The organism is Halarchaeum nitratireducens, assembly GCF_014647155.1.
GTDB lineage: Archaea > Halobacteriota > Halobacteria > Halobacteriales > Halobacteriaceae > Halarchaeum > Halarchaeum nitratireducens.
The window spans coordinates 350,949-369,020 of sequence record NZ_BMOQ01000004.1; the positions used below are offsets into that span (position 1 = coordinate 350,949).

The 18,072-nt window shown below is 68.4% G+C and carries 17 protein-coding genes; 7 read left to right on the forward strand and 10 right to left on the reverse strand.

The window, feature by feature from the left end; all coding sequences use genetic code 11:
• Window positions 1-44: 44 nt before the first annotated feature.
• Window positions 45-1,034 (reverse strand): transcription initiation factor IIB, encoded by a 990-nt coding sequence (locus IEX91_RS08725; RefSeq protein ID WP_188878372.1) that lies wholly within the window; start codon window positions 1,032-1,034, stop codon window positions 45-47.
• Window positions 1,035-1,204: 170 nt separating this feature from the next.
• Here IEX91_RS08725 and gatC point away from each other — a divergent pair, with 170 nt between their 5' ends.
• The 3 genes from gatC to IEX91_RS08740 all read left to right on the forward strand — a co-directional run bounded on the left by gatC (window position 1,205) and on the right by IEX91_RS08740 (window position 4,853).
• Window positions 1,205-1,483 carry an Asp-tRNA(Asn)/Glu-tRNA(Gln) amidotransferase subunit GatC gene (gene gatC, locus IEX91_RS08730; RefSeq protein WP_188878373.1) on the forward strand — a complete coding sequence of 93 codons (279 nt, stop codon included), beginning with the start codon at window positions 1,205-1,207 and terminating at the stop codon, window positions 1,481-1,483.
• Window positions 1,484-2,761, forward strand: coding sequence for an Asp-tRNA(Asn)/Glu-tRNA(Gln) amidotransferase subunit GatA (gatA, locus tag IEX91_RS08735; protein WP_188878374.1), 1,278 nt, complete (start codon window positions 1,484-1,486; stop codon window positions 2,759-2,761). It abuts the gene before it with no gap.
• A gap of 202 nt (window positions 2,762-2,963) precedes the next feature.
• Window positions 2,964-4,853: an SLC13 family permease gene (locus IEX91_RS08740; protein ID WP_188878375.1), complete on the forward strand. Its 1,890-nt coding sequence runs from the start codon at window positions 2,964-2,966 to the stop codon at window positions 4,851-4,853.
• Window positions 4,854-4,892: 39 nt separating this feature from the next.
• Here IEX91_RS08740 and IEX91_RS08745 read toward each other — a convergent pair whose 3' ends face one another.
• The 6 genes from IEX91_RS08745 to IEX91_RS08770 form a co-directional block, all read right to left on the reverse strand.
• Entirely contained in the window at window positions 4,893-5,291 is a 399-nt protein-coding gene (locus IEX91_RS08745) for a helix-turn-helix transcriptional regulator (RefSeq protein ID WP_188878377.1), read from the reverse strand.
• A 72-nt stretch (window positions 5,292-5,363) separates the two neighbouring features.
• Window positions 5,364-6,065: an NRDE family protein gene (locus tag IEX91_RS08750; protein WP_188878379.1), complete on the reverse strand. Its 702-nt coding sequence runs from the start codon at window positions 6,063-6,065 to the stop codon at window positions 5,364-5,366.
• 26 nt (window positions 6,066-6,091) lie between these two features.
• Window positions 6,092-7,588 carry a class I adenylate-forming enzyme family protein gene (locus IEX91_RS08755; RefSeq protein WP_188878380.1) on the reverse strand — a complete coding sequence of 499 codons (1,497 nt, stop codon included), beginning with the start codon at window positions 7,586-7,588 and terminating at the stop codon, window positions 6,092-6,094.
• A complete protein-coding gene (locus IEX91_RS08760; protein WP_188878382.1) occupies window positions 7,589-8,599 on the reverse strand; it encodes a mandelate racemase/muconate lactonizing enzyme family protein in 1,011 nt (336 codons plus the stop codon).
• Complete coding sequence (locus tag IEX91_RS08765) at window positions 8,596-9,525, reverse strand: 1,4-dihydroxy-2-naphthoate polyprenyltransferase (protein ID WP_188878383.1); 930 nt, start codon at window positions 9,523-9,525, stop codon at window positions 8,596-8,598. The genes IEX91_RS08760 and IEX91_RS08765 overlap by 4 nt, the downstream gene beginning before the upstream one ends.
• Window positions 9,526-9,569: 44 nt before the next feature.
• Window positions 9,570-9,869, reverse strand: coding sequence for a DUF5779 family protein (locus IEX91_RS08770; protein WP_188878386.1), 300 nt, complete (start codon window positions 9,867-9,869; stop codon window positions 9,570-9,572).
• A gap of 82 nt (window positions 9,870-9,951) precedes the next feature.
• Between IEX91_RS08770 and IEX91_RS08775 the strand changes: the two genes are divergently transcribed.
• Window positions 9,952-10,101, forward strand: a complete 150-nt coding sequence (locus tag IEX91_RS08775) for a DUF7557 family protein (protein ID WP_188878388.1) — start codon at window positions 9,952-9,954, stop codon at window positions 10,099-10,101.
• 12 nt (window positions 10,102-10,113) lie between these two features.
• On the opposite strand, the gene IEX91_RS08780 is transcribed toward IEX91_RS08775, so the two are convergent.
• On the reverse strand, window positions 10,114-10,557 hold the full coding sequence (locus tag IEX91_RS08780; protein ID WP_188878389.1) for a DUF5799 family protein: 444 nt from the start codon (window positions 10,555-10,557) through the stop codon (window positions 10,114-10,116).
• Window positions 10,558-10,632: 75 nt separating this feature from the next.
• Window positions 10,633-11,028, reverse strand: coding sequence for an OsmC family protein (locus IEX91_RS08785; RefSeq protein ID WP_188878390.1), 396 nt, complete (start codon window positions 11,026-11,028; stop codon window positions 10,633-10,635).
• 397 nt (window positions 11,029-11,425) lie between these two features.
• Between IEX91_RS08785 and IEX91_RS08790 the strand changes: the two genes are divergently transcribed.
• Window positions 11,426-12,676, forward strand: coding sequence for an RNA-guided endonuclease InsQ/TnpB family protein (locus IEX91_RS08790; RefSeq protein WP_188878391.1), 1,251 nt, complete (start codon window positions 11,426-11,428; stop codon window positions 12,674-12,676).
• A 105-nt stretch (window positions 12,677-12,781) separates the two neighbouring features.
• On the opposite strand, the gene IEX91_RS08795 is transcribed toward IEX91_RS08790, so the two are convergent.
• Window positions 12,782-13,180, reverse strand: a complete 399-nt coding sequence (locus tag IEX91_RS08795) for a CBS domain-containing protein (protein ID WP_188878392.1) — start codon at window positions 13,178-13,180, stop codon at window positions 12,782-12,784.
• A gap of 105 nt (window positions 13,181-13,285) precedes the next feature.
• Between IEX91_RS08795 and IEX91_RS08800 the strand changes: the two genes are divergently transcribed.
• Together IEX91_RS08800 and IEX91_RS08805 are read left to right on the forward strand one after the other, a co-directional pair.
• Window positions 13,286-16,045: a type II/IV secretion system ATPase subunit gene (locus IEX91_RS08800; RefSeq protein WP_229772834.1), complete on the forward strand. Its 2,760-nt coding sequence runs from the start codon at window positions 13,286-13,288 to the stop codon at window positions 16,043-16,045.
• Window positions 16,042-18,072 carry a type II secretion system F family protein gene (locus IEX91_RS08805; RefSeq protein ID WP_188878394.1) on the forward strand — a complete coding sequence of 677 codons (2,031 nt, stop codon included), beginning with the start codon at window positions 16,042-16,044 and terminating at the stop codon, window positions 18,070-18,072. The genes IEX91_RS08800 and IEX91_RS08805 overlap by 4 nt, the downstream gene beginning before the upstream one ends.

Genomic DNA, 18,072 nt, shown 5'->3' on the forward strand with positions numbered 1-18,072 from the left:
CGAAAACGAGGGGAGAGAGGGACCGCGCCGTCGGCGCGTCGGGCCTACGCCTCGACCGGGATGTCGTCCTGCGCTTCGAGGAGCTCGTGGTAGCGGTTGCGGATCGTGACCTCGGAGATGTTCGCCACCTCGCTCACCTGGTTCTGCGTGACGCGGTCGTTCGTGAGGAGGCCGGCGGCGTAGACGGCGGCGGCGGCGAGGCCGACGGGCGATTTCCCGGAGTAGATGCCCTCGCGCTTCGCGGATTCGAGGAGGTCGCGGGCCTGGCGTTCGACCTCGTCGCTGAGGCCGAGGTCGCTGACGAAGCGCGGGACGTAGCTCGTCGGGTCCGCGGGGGCGATCTCGAGGCTGAGCTCGCGGACGACGTACCGGTACGTGCGCGCGATCTCGTCCTTCTCGACGCGCGAGACGTTCGTCACCTCGTCGAGCGAGCGCGGCGTGCTCGCCTGTCGGGCGGCGGCGTAGAGGGCGGCGGTGGCGACGCCCTCGATGGAGCGACCGGGGAGGAGGTCCTCGTCGAGCGCGCGGCGATAGATGACCGACGCGGTCTCCCGGACGTTCTTCGGGAGGCCGAGGGCGCTGGCCATGCGCTCGATCTCGCCGAGCGCCTGCTTCAGGTTCCGCTCCTTCGAGTCCCGCGTGCGGAAGCGCTCGTTCCAGGTGCGCAGGCGCTGCATCTTCTGGCGCTGGCGGCTCGACAGCGAGTTGCCGTAGGCGTCCTTGTTCTGCCAGCCGATGTTGGTCGAGAGCCCCTTGTCGTGCATCATGTTCGTCGTCGGGGCTCCGACGCGCGATTTCTGGTCCTTCTCCTGGCTGTTGAACGCCCGCCACTCCGGCCCCCGGTCGATCTCGTCCTCGTCGACGACGAGGCCGCATTCCTCACAGACGGTCTCGCCGTGGGACTCGTCGACGACGAGGTTCCCGCCGCACTCCGGGCAGACGAGTTCCTCGTCGGCTGCGGATTCCTGTTCTCGCTCCTGTTCGTCCGATTGCGTCGGCCGTCGCTCCCGTCGTCGTGTACGTGAGTTACTCATGGTGGTATCGAACTGGTCGCACTCGGCTCCCGCCGCCGAACGGGCCGTGATTCACTAGTGTATCGTGCGGCGGCGGCATAAGCTTGATGACTGTTCGCGGTCCGTATCGCCCCTACTGCCCCCGTCGCGTCTTCCGAAACGCTTAGACGAACGCGGGACGCAGGGCGACCATGAGCGATTCGACCGTCGACGCCGACGAGGTTCGGCACGTCGCAGACCTCGCCCGCGTGGCCCTCGACGAGGACGACGTCGGACGGTACGCGGACCAGTTCGCGGAGATCCTCGGTCACTTCGAGACCTTAGAGGAGGTCCCGGACGTCGAGGCCGAACCCGACCTCGTGAACGTGATGCGTCCCGACGAGGTCACGGAGAGCCTCGATCAGGAGGCGGCGCTGGAGAACGCCCCCGAGACCGAGGACGGCTTCTTCAAGGGGCCGAAGGTGTCGTAGATGGCGGACGCACACAACGCCTTCGTCACCCGAGTCGAGATCGAGGGCGCCGCTGAGGGGCCGCTCTCGGGCGCGACGGTCGCCGTCAAGGACAACATCTCGACCGAGGGCGTCCGCACCACCTGCGGCTCCGAGATGCTCGCGGACTACGTGCCCCCCTACGACGCGACGGTCGTCTCGCGGCTGACGGACGCGGGCGCGACCATCGTCGGCAAGACCAACATGGACGAGTTCGGAATGGGGACGACGACGGAGACGTCCGCGTTCGGCGCGACGGCGAACCCCGTCGACGAGGAGCGCGTCCCCGGCGGCTCCTCCGGGGGGAGCGCGGCGGCCGTCGCCGCCGGCGAGGCCGATTACGCCCTCGGGAGCGACACCGGCGGCTCCGTCCGCTGTCCCGCCGCCTTCTGCGGCGTCGTCGGCATCAAGCCGACGTACGGGCTCGTCTCCCGGTACGGTCTCGTCGCGTACGCGAACAGCCTCGAACAGATCGGGCCGCTCGCCCCGACCGTCGAGGGCGCGGCCGAGCTCCTCGACGTCATCGCCGGCCCCGACGAGCACGACGCGACGACGCACAACGCGGGCGCGTCGAGCGACTACGCGGCCGCCGCGACCGGCGACGTCGACGGCCTGACGATCGGCGTCCCGACGGAGCTCGTTGAGGGCGCGGACGACGAGGTACGCCGCGTCTTCGAGGGCGCTCTGGACGCCTACCGCGACGCCGGGGCCGAGGTCGAGGACGTGAGCCTCCCCTCCGTCGAGTACGGCGTCGCCGCCTACTACGTCATCGCGATGAGCGAGGCCTCCTCGAACCTCGCGCGCTTCGACGGCGTCCGATACGGCGAGTCCGGCGGCTTCGAGGGCAACTGGAACGAGTCGTTCGCGGAGACGCGCGCCGAGAACCTCGGCGACGAGGTGAAGCGCCGCATCCTCCTCGGAACGTACGCCCTCTCCGCGGGCTACCACGACAAGTACTACGAGCAGGCCCAGGAGGCCCGCGCGTGGGTCCGCCAGGACTTCGGGGAGGCCTTCGCGGACGTCGACGTCCTCGCCACGCCGACGATGCCCGTCCTCCCGCCGAAACTCGGCGAGAGCGTCGACGACCCGCTCCAGATGTACCTCATGGACGCGAACACCGTCCCGGTGAACCTCGCCAACCTCCCGGCGATCAGCGTTCCCGCCGGCGAATCGGACGAGGGGCTCCCGGTCGGGCTCCAGCTCGTCGGGCCGAAGTTCGGCGAGGAGACGATCATCGACGCGGCGGCGCTGTTGGGCTAATACCGCCCGAATTCGTCGAGCGGGGGTTTCTGCGGCGTGTGTTCGGATCCGATCGATCGCCGGCGACAGATTCGAGATCGACGCGTGTGTTCCGGTGCGCGTCGACGGCGCCGACCACGATCGGGGGCGACGCGTCCGGACTGGATCCCGTCCGTCGGCGCTACCCGGAACCGCTTTGAGTGAGGCGGCCGACCACGTCCGTATGCCGATCACGACCCTCGTAGCGCAAGCCGGGTCCGTGCCGCCAGTCACGACGGAGATGCTCGTCGTGTTCGGCGTCGTCCTGCTCGCGCTCTTCCTCTTTATCACCGAGCTCCTGCCGATCGACGTCACGGCGATCCTCGTGATGGTGTTGCTCACCGTTCTGCCGTGGACGGAGGTGTCCGTCGCCGAGGGCATCTCCGGGTTCTCCAGTACGGCGACCGTCGCCGTGCTGGCGATGCTCATCCTCTCGACGGGCGTCAACCGCACCGGCGTCGTCCAGATCATCGGGCGGAAGATGGCGGCGTTCGCGGGCGACAGCCAGCCGAAGCAGCTCGCCGCGACGATCGGCGTCGCGGGGCCGGTCTCCGGGTTCATCAACAACACGCCCGTCGTCGCCATCCTCGTGCCCGTCATCTCCGACCTCGCACACAAGGGCAAGACCTCGCCCTCGAAGCTCCTCCTCCCGCTCTCCTACGCCTCCATGTTCGGCGGGATGCTCACGCTCATCGGGACGTCGACGAACCTGTTGGCTTCGAGCGTCGCCGAGCGGCTCATCGGCCGCGGTTTCTCGATGTTCACCTTCACCGGGCTCGGGATCGTCGTGCTCGTCGCCGGGACGGCCTACCTGATGACGATCGGCCACCGCCTGATCCCCGAGCGCGTCCCGGCGCGCGAGGACTACCTCAGCGAGTACGAGCTACAGGATTACGTCACGGAGGTCGTCGTCCGCGACGACGCCCCGATCGCCGGGCAGACCGTGCAGGACGCCATCGACGAGGCACGCTTCGACGCCGACATCCTCCAGATCGTCCGCGACGGCGAGACGTACTTCGAGGGGATCGCCAGCAAGCACATCCGCTCCGGCGACGTCCTCACCATCCGCACGGACCGCGAGACGCTCGCGTCGCTTCGCGAACTCGACGGGCTCGACCTCGTCGGGACGCCGCCGACCGACGAGGAGCTGGAGGCGGACCCGGACGCACAGACGCTCGTCGAGATCGTCATCCAGTCCGGATCGAGCCTCCTCGGAGAGACGCTCACCACCTCCGCGTTCCGCCAGCGCTACGACGCCAGCGTCCTCGCCTTTCGGTCCGGCGGCGAGACGATCCGATCGCGCCTCGACGACGTCGAGCTCCGCGTGGGCGACACCCTCCTCGTGCAGGCTCCCACGGACAGCATCGATCGGCTCTCGACGAACTCGGACTTCATCGTCGCACACGAGTCCGAGACGCCGAACTACCGGACGGAGAAGATCCCGTGGGCCGTCGCCATCGTCCTCGGCGTCGTCGGCCTCGTCGGTGTCCCGTGGGGGACGGTCGCGACTCTCACGGGCGTCGACGCGTTCGGTTCGCTCGACTTCAGCATCGTCCAGACCGCGCTCGCGGGCGTCGTCGCCATGGCCGTCACCGGCGTCATCAAGCCCGGCGAGATGTACGAGGGCGTCGACTGGAGCGTCATCTTCCTGCTCGCCGGCGTGATCCCGCTCGGCATCGCCCTCGAACAGACGGGCGCGGCGACGTTCCTCGGCGCGCTCGTCGCCCTCTCGGGGAACTACCTCCCGGTCATCGGCGTCCTCTGGGTGTTCTACATCGTGACGGGCCTCGTGACGAACGTCGTCTCGAACAACGCCAGCGTCGTGTTGATGATCCCCGTCGCCGTCGAGACGGCCCACGAAGTCGGCGGAAACCCGTTCGCGTTCGTCCTCGCCGTCACGTTCGCGGCCTCGACGGCCTTCATGACGCCCGTCGGCTACCAGACGAACCTCTTCGTCTACGGGCCCGGCGGCTACAAGTTCTCCGATTACGCCCGCGTGGGGGGCCCGCTCCAGTTACTCCTCTCCGTGGTCACGACGGTCGGGATCGCGTTCTTCTGGGGGCTCTCCCCCTGACTCGACGGCGACGACAGGACCGGACCGGATCCCGTCGCGCTATCCCTGCTCTTCGGGCGGCGCGCCCGCCTCCTCCTCGGGGATCACGGGGTCCTCGTAGACGAGGTTCATGATCCACTGCGAGAAGGCGTCGCTGCGCGGATCGACCTCCTCTTCGCCGACGAACGGCGAGAGCATGTCGCCGGCCATCAGCAGCGAGAAGTCGAGGTTCTCGGGCTTGATGATCGGCTTGATGAGGTAGGTCGTGTTCCCGGCGTGGACGGCGTCCTCGCGCTCGACGTACCCCTTCTCCTCGAGTTTCTTCGCGATCCGACTCCCCTTGCGCGAGGAGACGTCGAGTGACTTCCAGAACTCGCTCTGGTAGATCTGCCCCTGCTCGCGGACCAGTTCGAGGGCGCGCGCCTCGTCCTCGGAGAGGTCCTCTGCCTCGGCGCTCATACTCGCATACGCCGGCCGCGAGCGGTTTAAATGTGACCGTCCGACCGCCCGACTGCCGGCATCGGTTCGCCCTCACGATCGCGCGAACCCGCCGGCGTCTCGATACGGCGTGCGACACGGCGGGCCGTCGGCGAACTCGTAGCGGATCGCGTCGCCGACGGTGATCACGGAGGACGAGCGGGTGCCGTAGCCGTGGCCGTGGAGACACGCGCCGACGCCGCCGGCCGTGAGGACGCGCTTCGCCCGTCCGCGGAACCCCGCGGCACTGCCGGGACGCCGGCGGGTGAGCGCCTCGCGGACCCGTGTGCGCCGACCGGTCGCGTCGGGCGCGCCGGTCGTCGTGACGACCGTGACGCCCGGTTCGAGCGCGTCCGCGCGGAGGTCGCCGTCCCATCGAAGCAGGTACGCGCGCTCGGCGGACGCGAGCACGATGTTGAACCCGGCGTAGTCGCGCGTCGCCACCTCGCGTTCGACGAGGGCGCGCGCGCGTCCCGGGTCGCCGGCGCGCAGGACATCGACGACGAGGCGCCCCCGCGAGCGCCCGGGATCGAGGTCGCTCCAGCGGTTCGTGAGCCCGACGTAGAAGCCCGCGTCGGTGACGCCGGTCCAAGTGCCGCCGGCCTCCTCGTCGCGCGGGGCGAGGATGCGTGCGTCGGACGCCTCCGACCACACGTGCGGCGGCGTCGCGGGGCGATCGGTCGCTTCGTCGCGGTTCGCGGCGACGACCACGGGGGCGTCGTCGTAGACGCGCCACGCGACGGCGAGCGTACACACGGGAGACGGATAGGCCGCCGATCGGCTTAAAGGTCGTCGGCCGCGGCGACGACGCGCTCGCGCGCCGCCGCGCGATCGACCGTCCCGGAGGCGGTCCGCGGGAGGGCGTCGACGAAGACGACCGTTCGCGGGTGCGCGAAGCCCGCGAGCCGGTCCGCCCAGTGCGCTTCGAGGGCGTCGCGTTCGAGGGTCGCCCGGTCCTCCGGGACGACGAGCGCGGCGACGCGCTCGCCCCACTCGGGATCGTCGACGCCGACGACGGCGACGTCGCGGACCCCCGGGTGCGATCGGACCACCTCCGCGACCCGGCCGGGATCGACGTTCTCACCGCCGGTGATGATCCGATCCGAGCGGCGATTGAGCACGTAGATCCGCCCCGCGTCGTCGCGGTAGCCGACGTCGCCCGTGCGGAGACCGTGCGGTCCGAACGCCGCCTCGTTCGCCGCCGGCGCGTCGTAGTAGCCCGGCGTGACGGTCGGGCCGGCCACGCAGAGCTCCCCCGTCTCGCCCGCCGGGATCGGGTCTCCCGCGTCGTCGACGACCGTCACCGTCGTCCCGAAGAGCGGTCGGCCGACCGTCTCGGGGTTCGCGTACGACTCCGCGGGGCGCGCGGTGGCGATCTGCGAGGTCGTCTCCGTCATGCCGTACGAGGGGTGGATCGGCACGCCCGCGTCCTCGCTGGCCGCGACGAGGTCCGTCGGCGTCGGCGCGCCCCCGCAGAGGACGAACCGAAGGGAGTCGGGGAGCGTGCGGTCCGCCCGGAGCAGTCGATCGAGCATCGTCGGCACGACGGAGACGCCCGTGCAGTCGTGCTCGTCGAGTGCGCGCGCCGTCTCCTCGGCGTCGAAGCCGCGCTGGAGGACGCACGTCGTCCCGTAGAGCGCGCACCGCAGGGGGATCGAGAGCCCGCCCATGTGGTACATCGAGAGACAGCAGAGCCAGCGGTCGTCGGGGAGGACGCCGAGCACGAACGCGCTCGCGCCCGCCGCGGCGACGACGTTCCCGAACGTCAGCGTCACAGGCTTGGGGTCGCCGGTCGTCCCCGACGTGTAGAGGAGCGCGAGGGTATCCTCTAGCCCCCACTCCGCGGGAGCGACGGTGTCGGGGACGCACTCGTCGAGGGCGCGGATGTCCGGGGCGTCGGGGTCGTCGACGGCGGCGACCGGGACCGGGCCGGACGCGGCGCGGGCGTCCGACGCCGTGTCGTCCTCGCAGACGAGCAACACGAGGTCCGCCCGCTCGCGCTGGGTCTCCAGTTCGCTCGGCGAGAGGCGCGCGTTCAGCGGGACGAGCGTCGCGCCGAGGCGCTGTACGGCGAAGACGAGACGGACGAACGCCGGCCGCGTCTCCATCAGCACGCCGACGTGGTCGCCGCGCGTCACGCCGAGCGCGGCGAGTCGGCCCGCCGTTCGATCGACCGCCGCGTCGAGCGCGGCGTACGTCCACTCGCGCCCGCTGGCGTCGTCGACGAGCGCGGCGTCGCCGGGGGACGCCCGCGCCCGCGTGGCGAGGAGGTCGCGCATCTACTCGACGTGAGGCCCGGCGACGCCATTGCCCTTTCCCTGTGGGACGGCGATCGCACCGTCGGCGACGGGCGCGGGATCGGCGGCGAGGTCCCGAGCGAGCGCGTCGCCCGTCGCCAGCCCGCACGCCGGAAGCGGGGCGAGGACCGCCGCGGCGTGGACCGCCGCCGTCCGCGCGTACACGGCGTCGAAGGCCGTCGTCACCACGGGCTCGACGCCCGCCGCGCGCGCTCTCCGACCCGCGTCGACCGTTCGATCCACGCCGCCGAGCGCCATCGGCTTCAGGACGACGACGTCCGCCGCGTCGGTGGCCACCACTTCGTCGACGCCGGCCGCCGCGACCGACTCGTCGAGCGCGATCCGTCCGCGGTCGCGGAGGGCGGCGTGTTCGCCGAGCGACGGGGCCGCGAGCGGCTGTTCGACGTATTCGACGTCGCCGACGGCGTCGAGCGCGCGCCGCGCCGTCCCGCGGTCCCACGCGCCGTTCGCGTCGACGCGCAACGCGGCGTCGGGGGCGGCCGCGCGCACCGCGTCGAGGCGGGCGATGTCGTCGGCGAGCGACCGCGCGCCGACCTTCAGCTTCGCCGTCCGGAAGCCGTCGCCGAGGACGCCGCGGACGCGCGCGGCGGTCGTCGCCGGGTCGGCGTCGCCGACCGTCGCGTTGACCGGAACGCGCTCGACGCGTCCGTCCGCCCCGAGCTGTCGGTAGAGCGGACGCTCGCGGGCGCGCGCCGCGGCGTCGGCGAACGCGAGCGAGACGCCGTGGCGGGCCGCGGGCGCCCCCTCACAGGCCGCGAGCGCTTCGTCTCTCGCGTCCGTCGCGGCGGCGCGTTCGAGCGCCGACCGACAGGCCTCGCGCGACTCCGTCCACCCGGGGAGCGGTGTCGCCTCGCCGACGCCGGTCTCGCCGTCGCGCTCGACCGTCACGAGGAAGCCGCGGCGCTCGCTCACCGTCCCGCGCGCGGTGTCGACGGGGTCCGCGAGCGGCAGGGAGAAGGGCTCGACGTTCACAGCGCGATCCCGACGGCGAACAGCACCGAGTAGAGCGCGAGCGCCTGACCTGTCCGGGTGAGCGCCGGATCGAGGTGGTCGGCGTCGGTGCGTCGACAGACCGTTCGGGCGACCGAGGCGGCGAGCGGGATCGAGAGCCACGGGAGGAGGGCGCCGAGGCCGAACCCGTTCGCCACGAACCAACACGGGACGAGGTAGGCGACGCCGAGGAGTGCGACGTACTCGACGCGACTCCACGTGTAGCCGATGTAGACGGCGAGAGTGTACTTGCCCGTCTCGCGGTCGGTCTCCATGTCGCGGAGGTTGTTCACGACGAGGATGGCGGTGGAGATGCAGGCGACGCCGACGCTGGCGACGACCGCCGCGATCGGGAGCGTGCCGGGCGGGGGCGTCAGCGGGAACGCGGGCGCGTACGCCGCGGCCTGCACGTAGACGGTGCCGACGACGGCGATCACGCCGAAGAACAGGAAGACGAAGACGTCGCCGAGGCCGTGGTAACCGAAGGGGAACGGACCGCCCGTGTAGGCGACGCCCGCGACGATGCTGGCGAGGCCGACGACGACGATCGGGAGACCGCCGACGGAGACGAGGTAGCACCCGACGACCGTCGCGGCGAGGAAGGCGAGGTACATCGCGCGCTTGACCGACCCCGGTTCGATGAGCCCGGACTGGGTGACGCGAGTGAACCCCTCGCGCTCCTCGGTGTCCGCGCCGTTGATCGCGTCGTAGTAGTCGTTGGCGAAGTTCGCGCCGATCTGGATGAGCAGCGCGCCGACCAGCGCCGCGAGCGCCGGCAGCGCCGCGAAGACGCCGAGCGCGTACGCGACGCCGACGCCGACTACGACCGGCGAGATCCCGGCCGGGAAGGTGTGCGGGCGCGCCGCCATCAGCCACGCGCGCCGCCGCGAGACCGCTTCGTCACTCATACGCCCGCGTTCGGGCGGGAGCGTGAAAGCGACTGCGGAACGACCTACAGCCGCGTGGTGTCGAGCGAGACGCCCGGCGGCGTGGCGACGAGGAAGCCCCGAAAGTGCATCAGGGTCGCGCCCGCGTCCTTCGCCGGGCCCGCGAACCCCGCCGCGAGGTCGTTGAGGTCGCCGTCGACGGCGAGGACGAGCACGCGGCCGGCTTCGAGCGCCGCCAACCACTCCGCGTCGGGCGTCTCGCCGTTCAGCACCCCGAGGACGACGTCGTCCGCCCCGCCCTCGACGTCCCACTCGTCGATCTGGTCCTCCGCGTTCCGCAAGTCGAGACCGAAGCCGTCGCTCATACGGCTACTGTCGCGGCCAGTCACCTCAAAGCTTCGCGGCGGAGCCCGTCTATTTATCCCCCTCGCCCACGTCGGTTGGTGTATGCCGAAAGTGCATTTCGACGAGGAGACCATCGAGCGCCTCGATGGCCTCCGCACCGAGGACGAGTCGTACGACGAGATCGTGAACGAACTGATCGACATCTACGAGGCCGAGGAGCTGACGATCTTCCACGGCGGCGACGTCGAATAAGCCGAGCGCGCGTTACTCGTCGCTGGCGGCGACGCGGCAGGCTTCCGCCCACCGACCGTTCTCTTCGAGGCGCTCTTGGAGGAGCGACGCGTACTCGCGGACGAGGGTCTCTGCCTCCTCGTAGCGCTCGTCCTCGTCGCCCCCGCCGAAGCCGAGTGCGCGCTTGACGCCGCCGAGGAATCCCTCGCCGGAGGACGTGCTCCCGCTTCCGCCGGCGCCCATCGACGCCATCTGCTTCTCGACGTTGTCGATCTCGGGCATCACCTGCGGGAGTTTCCCGGTGTCGACCGTGAGACGCGCCGCCTCCGGATCGTCCGGGTTCTCGATGCGGAAATTGACTGCCGTCATGATGAGGCCCCACTGCTGGCGTGAGAACGAGGACGCCTCGACTTGCTCGCCGAACTCGTCGTCGACGCTCATGCGCTCGCCGACGACGCGGTCCTTCCAATCTGCCATACTTCACGATACGACCGTGGGTGGTTTGTCTCTTGCCCTGCGGGAGAACCGCCGGCCGCGGCTACGATCCCGCGCTCAGACGGCGTCCGTTTCGACGGAGACGTCGGCGCGGAGGCCCTCACGAAGCGCCGCGCCGACGTGACTCGCGTCGAGGGCGTCCGCTGCGAGCGCGTTCGCGTCCGTCTCGTCGATGGCGGCCTCGACGGCGACGTCGAAGCGGATCGCGTCGAGCACCCCGTCCGCTCGGTCCGCTTCGGCTTCGATGCGGATCTCCCCGAGGTCGTCGTGGCCCGCGTCCGCGGCCGCGACGCGCAGCGCGGAGACGTAGCAGGCGGCGTAGTCCGCGAGGAGGACGGCACTCGGGTTCGGGCCGGCGTCGTCGTCCGCGTCGGTGGTGAGGCGGAAGTCGCCGAGCCGGGACGACGCGACGTGCCCCTCGGTCGAGACGGTCGTGGTTTCGAGGTCGGCCATGGTGTCGGATCGGACGCGTGCCCCCCGCCTAAGCGTTGTCCCCATCCCGCTCGTGTCGACGCACCCGGTACGGGGCACGCCGTCCGCGTGGTGTTCGCGTGGTGTCCGCGAGCCGTGTGCGCCGTGCGCGCCGCTCGGTGACAGAAACGAACGCCGCGAGAACGCGAACCGCGGGGGGTGGCGGGCCGGAGGTCGCGAGTCGCTATCTTTCTGCGAGGAGAGAATCCCGGCGTTCACGCCGTTGACGAGACGCGAAGCGCCTCGTTCGCACACCAGAACGCTTTGCGTTCTGAGGACGGGCGTGAATCCGACACCTCCTACACAGGGTATCGTCGATTGAAGGCCGGATATTCCACGAATCCATATCATTAAGTAGATTTACAAACATAGCCTATGTATGGCGATCAAGGTCACTCGCACCTACGTTGGTTCCATCCAGAACCATCGTCAGGTCAGCGATGACCTCAATTCGCTCGGAGACGCCGCCTCGAAAATCTGGAACGTCGCACGATGGACAGCAGATCGCGTCTGGGACGCTACTGGCGAAATCCCAGACGAAGGCCCGCTGAAATCGTACATGAAGAACCAACCGTGCTGGAAAGACTTGAACGCGCAATCCAGTCAGAACGTCATTGAAGAACTTTCTGACGCTTTCCACTCATGGTTCGACCTGCGGCACAAGGACGAGACGGCGAATCCGCCCGGCTACCGGAAACACGGCGACACCCGCCCCAAGAGCACGGTTACGTTCAAAGAGGACGGGTTCAAACACGACCCCGAGAACAACCGCGTCAGACTCAGTAAAGGTTCGAACCTCAAAGAATACTGGTCAGACTTCATCCTTTGCGAGTACAGAACGCGCCCCGACGTTGACCTCTCGGACGTCAACAGCGTGCAGAACGTTCGCGCGGTCTGGAACGGCGGGGAATGGGAACTGCATTTCGTCTGCAAAGTCAGCCTCGAAACCACCGACTCCACAGGCGACGAAGCGGCAGGAATTGACTTAGGCATCAAGAATATTGCCACGGTCGCGTTCCCCGACGAGTACGTTCTCTACCCCGGGAACTCGCTCAAGCAAGACAAGCACTACTTCACGCGTGCCGAGTACGACACCGAAGGGGAGAACGGCCCGTCTGCGAAGTCAATGAGGGCGCGCCGGAAACTCGCAGACCGGGAAACACACTTCTACCACACGCTCACGGACACCATCATCACGGAGTGTGTTGAACGCGGTGTTGGAACGCTTGCGGTGGGTTGGCCCGAAGACGTGCGCAACTCTGACTGGGGGAAGACGGGGAACAAGAAGTTGCACACGTGGGCGTTCGATCGCATCTACCAGTACCTCGCGTACAAAGGTGAGATTCGGGGTGTTGAGGTACTCAAAGAGAACGAATGGGATACCTCGAAGACGTGTTCGGCGTGCGGTGACAACACGAAGTCGAACCGTGTTGAGCGTGGGTTGTACGTCTGCTCGTCGTGTGGATTAGTCGGGAACGCGGATTGTAACGGCGCAGAGAATATGCGGCAGAAGATGACTCCGAGTCCTCACGGTGAGGATAGGAGTAACGGCTGTGTGGCACAGCCATCGGTACACCTGTTCGACCGCGAGAGTGGTGCGTTCGCACCGCGAGAACAGGTCGTATCGTAGACCGGCAAATATCCCACCTGCGGTACGGGAAGCCTCGCCGTCGTCGGGCGAAGCCCGACTGCATGAGGGATCTTCGATCCCTCTCCGTTTACGGCGAGGAGGATGTCACTCGTACTCTTCGAGCGTCGTGACGTAGGAGGTGAGATCCGTGGTCGTCGCGATACCGATGATGTGGTCGTCGTCGGTCACGACCGGGATGTGGTGAATCCGGTGTTCGAGCAGCTTTTCCGCGACGTCGGTCACGACGTCCTGTGCGCTCGCCGTCACGACGTCCGTGGTCATGAACTCGGCGACGGTCGACTCGTCTTTCGGCTGGCGCTCCGCGACGATGCGGACGAAGTCGGTCGTCGTCAGGATCCCCGCGAGCCGTCCCTCCTCGTCGACGACGACGACGGAGCCGATCCCCTGATCGAGCATCACTTGCGCGGCCTCCTCGACGGAGGTCTCCGGGGTGACGGTCGTCGCTCCGGCCGTCATCAGGCGTGCGATGAAGACGTCTTCCATGCACTCGTCATCGGACGCCCGCGAGTTAAGTGCTATCGAAGCGGATCCGATCGCGCGGTGAGTCGGCCACAAACGTTTTTCAAGTAGATTGCCGAACGTTGCATGATGTCCACGGACGACGCCGACGACGCGGCGGTCGGGAGCGCGGGGGGCCCGACCGACGACGTCGACGGTGCGACCACCACACCGGCGGCGGACGACGGCCCACGCGTCGCCAAGGACGAGTACACGTGGGCGGATTTCGAAGCCGAACACCGCGACGAGGACGAGGCCGAGGGGGCGCTCGACCCCGCGGACTACCTCGGGTTCGAGCGCGACGACCTCGAAGACGTCCTCGCGCGCGGGGCCGACGCCGCGACCGCGATCGAGTCGGTCGTCGACGAGCGGACGATCGACGTCGAGGCCGAAGTCGACGAGGACGCGTTCTTCTCCGACGTCCACGGCAACACGACGATGGCCAACCGCTACGACCTGGAGAAGGCCGTCGCGACGCCGAAGAAGACCCACTTCTCGGAGGTCGAGCGCTACTGGGTCAACAAGCCGTACGCGTTCGTCGTCCTCTTCCACTCTGATAAGGAGAACGAGATGAAGTACTACCTCGTCGAGCCGTACCGGAACGCGATCGAGGACGACCTCCAGGAGTTCCTGACGGGGAAGCTCCGCACCGCGATCAAGTATTCGAGCGGCGACGTCGCGGCGGAGGGGACGATGGACGAGCGCCGCGCGGTCATCGAGCGCGAGACCCGCGACCTGCTCGAACGATACGACATCTACGCCGAGACGCGCGGGGGCCCGTCGGCGGCCGAGCGGCTTCGCTCGCTCGTCGAGACGCTCACGGGGCAGGGCGACGCGACCGACGATGTGCCGGTCACCGAGCAGCTGCGCTCGCTCGTCGATCGCGGAGAGAACGCGGACGACACCGCGCCGAGCGTAACGGACGGCGGCGATTCGACGGGCTCCGAGGTCGACGAAACGACGGCGAATGCGGACGACGAGGCGGACGGTGACGGCACGAGCGACGGATCGGCGTCGAACGCGGACGGCGACGGGAGCGACGACGACTCCCGCTCGGCGGCCGATCGGCTCCGGGACGCCCTCGACGGCGACGAGGACGCCTCACCGCTGGAGCGCGTGAAGGGACTGTTGAGCGGCGGTGAGGGCGACGCGGAAACGGGCGACGAGGAAGACGGCTCGGAGGTCCCGGCGGCGCTCGACGGCATCGCGGCGCGTCCCGAGCCCGCGGTGCTGGCGGAGGACACGGACTCCCTCACGCAGTACCAAGTGGAGAAGCTCCTCTACTACCTCAAGCGCGACTTCATCGGCTACGAGCGCATCGACGGCATCAAACACGACGTGAACGTCGAGGACATCTCCTGTGACGGCTACAACTCCCCGGTGTTCGCGTACCACTCCGACTACGAGCAGCTGATCACGAACGTCTACCACGGCAAGGAGAGCCTCGACGACTTCGTCGTGAAGCTCGCCCAGCGCTCCGGGAAGGGGATCAGTAAGCGCCAACCGCAGGTGGACGCGACGCTCCCCGACGGCTCGCGCGCCCAGCTCACGCTCGGGCAGGAGGTCAGCGACCACGGGACGAACTACACCATCCGGCAGTTCAAGGACGTCCCGTTCACGCCGGTGGACCTCATCAACTGGAAGACCTTCTCCCTGGAGGAGATGGCGTTCCTCTGGCTCTGCATCGAGAACAACAAGAGCCTCATCTTCGCGGGCGGGACGGCGTCGGGGAAGACGACGAGCCTGAACGCCGTGTCGCTGTTCATCCCGTCCAACGCGAAGATCGTCTCCATCGAGGACACCCGGGAGGTCGAGCTCCCGCAGCGCAACTGGGTCGCGTCGGTGACCCGTCCGAGCTTCGGCGAGGACGAGAAGGGCGACATCGACGAGTTCGATCTGCTGGAGGCCGCGCTCCGCCAGCGGCCCGACTACATCGTCATGGGCGAGGTGCGCGGGGAGGAGGGCCGGACGCTCTTCCAAGTGATGAGTACCGGTCACACGACGTACACGACCTTCCACGCGGACAACGTCGGGGAGGTGCTCAAGCGCTTCACGACGGAGCCGATCAACGTCTCGAAGACGCTGTTCACCGCCCTCGATCTCGTCTCCATTCAGGCGCAGACCCGCGTGAACGGCCGGAAAGTCCGCCGGAACCGGAACATCACGGAGATCAACCGCTACGACGCCGAGAACGACGAGATCAACGTCAGCGACGTCTTCCAGTGGGAACCGGAGGGCGACGAGTTCCGCCAGCTCACGGACTCGAACACCCTCGACGAGATCCAGTTCGACCGCGGCTGGTCGCGCGATCGCCTCGAACGCGAGATCTTCGAGCGACAGGTCGTCCTCGCGTACCTCGTCCGCAACGGACTCAGCGACTACACGCAGGTCGCGGCGACGCTCCAGGCGTACATCGCGGATCCCGACACTATTCTGACGCTGCTGGCGAACGACGCGCTCACGGCGAGCCTCGATGACCTGCGCGGGATGGAGTCCGTCCTCATCGACGTCGACCCGGCGAAAGAGGAGATGGTGCCTCGTCCCGACCCGGCCGAGGACGTCTACGAGGAGGCCGGGGAGATCCTTGCGCGTGCGGAGGACGGCCTCTTCGAGGAGTACCGCGGCGAGGAGGCCCCGGACATCAGCTTCGCGCTCTCGGAGGCGGCGGCGAGCGCCGCCGACGAGGACCTCGTCGTCGACGACAGCGGCGACACGCCGACGATCGAAGCCGCCGGCGAGGAGGCGGCGGGGTCACGCGACGCCGAAGCGGACGGTGGCGAGCCTTCGGCCGCTGACGGCGTGACGGGCGACGAGACGGACGACACGGATACCGGGGCGTCGGACGCATGAGCCTCGGCGACGCGAGCTACAGTTCGTCGGACGCGCTCGGCGACGCCTTCTTCCCGCTCTACCAGTGGCTGTTCGACGATTCGAGCGACTTCGTCGCCAGCGTCGAGACGACGCTCGCCGAGGCGCGCCGCGACGAGACCGTCGAGTTGTTCCTCTCGCGCGCGCTCGGCGTCGGCGCGATCGTCGGGGGTCTCTTCTGGATCGTGGGGACGCTGCTCGGCTGGGTGCTGTTCGTGACGGTGATCAACACGGAGACGATCATCGGCCTCTACGTCGCCAACGACGCGCTGCTCGCGGTCATCAACGCGATCAAGGTCCCGGCGCTGGTGCTCTTGACCGGGCTCTTCTTCGGCTCGATCGGGTTCGCCGCGGGGTTCGGCGGCCTCGTCGGCGTCCCGTACATGCAGGCCGGCGAGCGCAAACGCGAGATCAACATGCTGCTCCCGGACGCCATCGCGTTCATGTACGCCCTCTCGATGGGAGGGATGAACCAACTGGAGATCCTCTCCGCGATGGCGAAGGCCGACGACACGTACGGCGAAGTCGCCCTCGAGTTCCGCAGCATCGTCCAAGAGACCGAATACTTCGACACGGACTACCGGAGCGCGGTGCGCAACCGCTCGATGGAGACGCCGTCGGACGAACTCGGACAGTTCCTCACGGACATGCTCTCCATCGTCAACAGCGGGGGCGACATGACGGACTTCCTCTCCGATAAGAAGGACAAGCACATGCGGACGGCGAAACAGGAACAGGAGCTCACCCTGGACACCCTGGAGCTCTTCGGCGAGATGTACATGACGCTCTCGCTGTTCCCGCTCCTCCTCATCATCATCCTCGTGATCATGAGCATGATGGGGGACTCGAAGACGACGCTCCTCTACGGGACGGTGTACGCGCTCATCCCGCTGGTCGGCGTCGGCTTCCTCGTCCTCGTCTCGACGGTGAAGGAGGACGAACCCGGCGACGGCTACCTCCGTCTCAACGAGGGAGAGGAGGGCGACGCCGCCTCGACGAGCCGCGAACCCGGGCTCTTCAACCTCGGCCTCATCGAACGCTTCCGCGGGAACGGCAGGCTCTTCGAGCGCATCTACAGCCGCGAGGGGACCCACGAGGCGAAGTGGCTCCTCACGCATCCCCACCTGTTCTTCAAGCGCCACCCGCTCTACACGCTCGGTCTCACGGTCCCGGTCGCGCTCGTCATCCTCGGGCTCGCCGTCGCGCAGGGAACCGCGCCGACGAGTCTCGCCCGGATGGAGGCCAACCCGATCGCGGGGACGTTCGTGTGGGTCTACGTGCCGCTGTACATCGTCTTTCTCCCGCTCGCGGTCTTCCGGATGTGGAACCTCCGCTCGCGTCGACGCGTCGTCAACAACCTCTCGGACGACCTCCGAAAGCTCTCCTCTGCGAACGACACCGGCCTCACCCTCCTCGAATCTATCCAGACGGTCTCCGAGACGTCCTCGGGGAAGCTCGCCGAGGAGTTCCGGGTCATCCACGCGAAGGTGAACTACGGGACGAGCCTGCGCGACGCGCTCGTCGAATTCAACAACAAGTACCACATCCCCCGCCTCGCGCGCACCCTCAAGCTCGTCAGCAAGGCCCAGGAGGCGTCCAGTCAGATCTCCGCAGTGCTCACGACGGCCGCGCAGGCTTCCGAGACGCAGGACGACCTCGAACGCGAGCGCAAGTCCCGCACCCGGATGCAGATCGTCATCATCATGATGACGTACCTCACCCTGCTGGCCGTCATGGCGATCCTGAAGGTGAAGTTCCTCGACGTGATGGCGGGGCTCGCCACGCAGGCCAGCGGCGGCGCGTCGAGCAGCGCGGGCGGCGGGAGCATGAGCTTCGGCGCGAACATCGACATCCAGATGATGAACATGATGTTCTTCCACGCGGTGACGATTCAGGGCATCCTCTCCGGGTTCATCGCGGGATACATCCGCGACGCCGACCTCCTCTCGGGCGTGAAGTTCGCCATCGTCCTGCCGACCGTGGCGTTGCTCGTCTTCGCGTTCATCTGA

Bases quoted from the DNA above. Each gene is read 5' to 3' on its own strand.
- IEX91_RS08725 (WP_188878372.1), bottom strand. From the start codon at position 1,034: ATGAGTAACTCACGTACACGACGACGGGAGCGACGGCCGACGCAATCG.
- gatC (WP_188878373.1), top strand. From the start codon at position 1,205: ATGAGCGATTCGACCGTCGACGCCGACGAGGTTCGGCACGTCGCAGAC.
- gatA (WP_188878374.1), top strand. From the start codon at position 1,484: ATGGCGGACGCACACAACGCCTTCGTCACCCGAGTCGAGATCGAGGGC.
- IEX91_RS08740 (WP_188878375.1), top strand. From the start codon at position 2,964: ATGCCGATCACGACCCTCGTAGCGCAAGCCGGGTCCGTGCCGCCAGTC.
- IEX91_RS08745 (WP_188878377.1), bottom strand. From the start codon at position 5,291: ATGAGCGCCGAGGCAGAGGACCTCTCCGAGGACGAGGCGCGCGCCCTC.
- IEX91_RS08755 (WP_188878380.1), bottom strand. From the start codon at position 7,588: ATGCGCGACCTCCTCGCCACGCGGGCGCGGGCGTCCCCCGGCGACGCC.
- IEX91_RS08765 (WP_188878383.1), bottom strand. From the start codon at position 9,525: ATGAGTGACGAAGCGGTCTCGCGGCGGCGCGCGTGGCTGATGGCGGCG.
- IEX91_RS08770 (WP_188878386.1), bottom strand. From the start codon at position 9,869: ATGAGCGACGGCTTCGGTCTCGACTTGCGGAACGCGGAGGACCAGATC.
- IEX91_RS08775 (WP_188878388.1), top strand. From the start codon at position 9,952: ATGCCGAAAGTGCATTTCGACGAGGAGACCATCGAGCGCCTCGATGGC.
- IEX91_RS08780 (WP_188878389.1), bottom strand. From the start codon at position 10,557: ATGGCAGATTGGAAGGACCGCGTCGTCGGCGAGCGCATGAGCGTCGAC.
- IEX91_RS08785 (WP_188878390.1), bottom strand. From the start codon at position 11,028: ATGGCCGACCTCGAAACCACGACCGTCTCGACCGAGGGGCACGTCGCG.
- IEX91_RS08790 (WP_188878391.1), top strand. From the start codon at position 11,426: ATGGCGATCAAGGTCACTCGCACCTACGTTGGTTCCATCCAGAACCAT.
- IEX91_RS08795 (WP_188878392.1), bottom strand. From the start codon at position 13,180: ATGGAAGACGTCTTCATCGCACGCCTGATGACGGCCGGAGCGACGACC.
- IEX91_RS08800 (WP_229772834.1), top strand. From the start codon at position 13,286: ATGTCCACGGACGACGCCGACGACGCGGCGGTCGGGAGCGCGGGGGGC.
- IEX91_RS08805 (WP_188878394.1), top strand. From the start codon at position 16,042: ATGAGCCTCGGCGACGCGAGCTACAGTTCGTCGGACGCGCTCGGCGAC.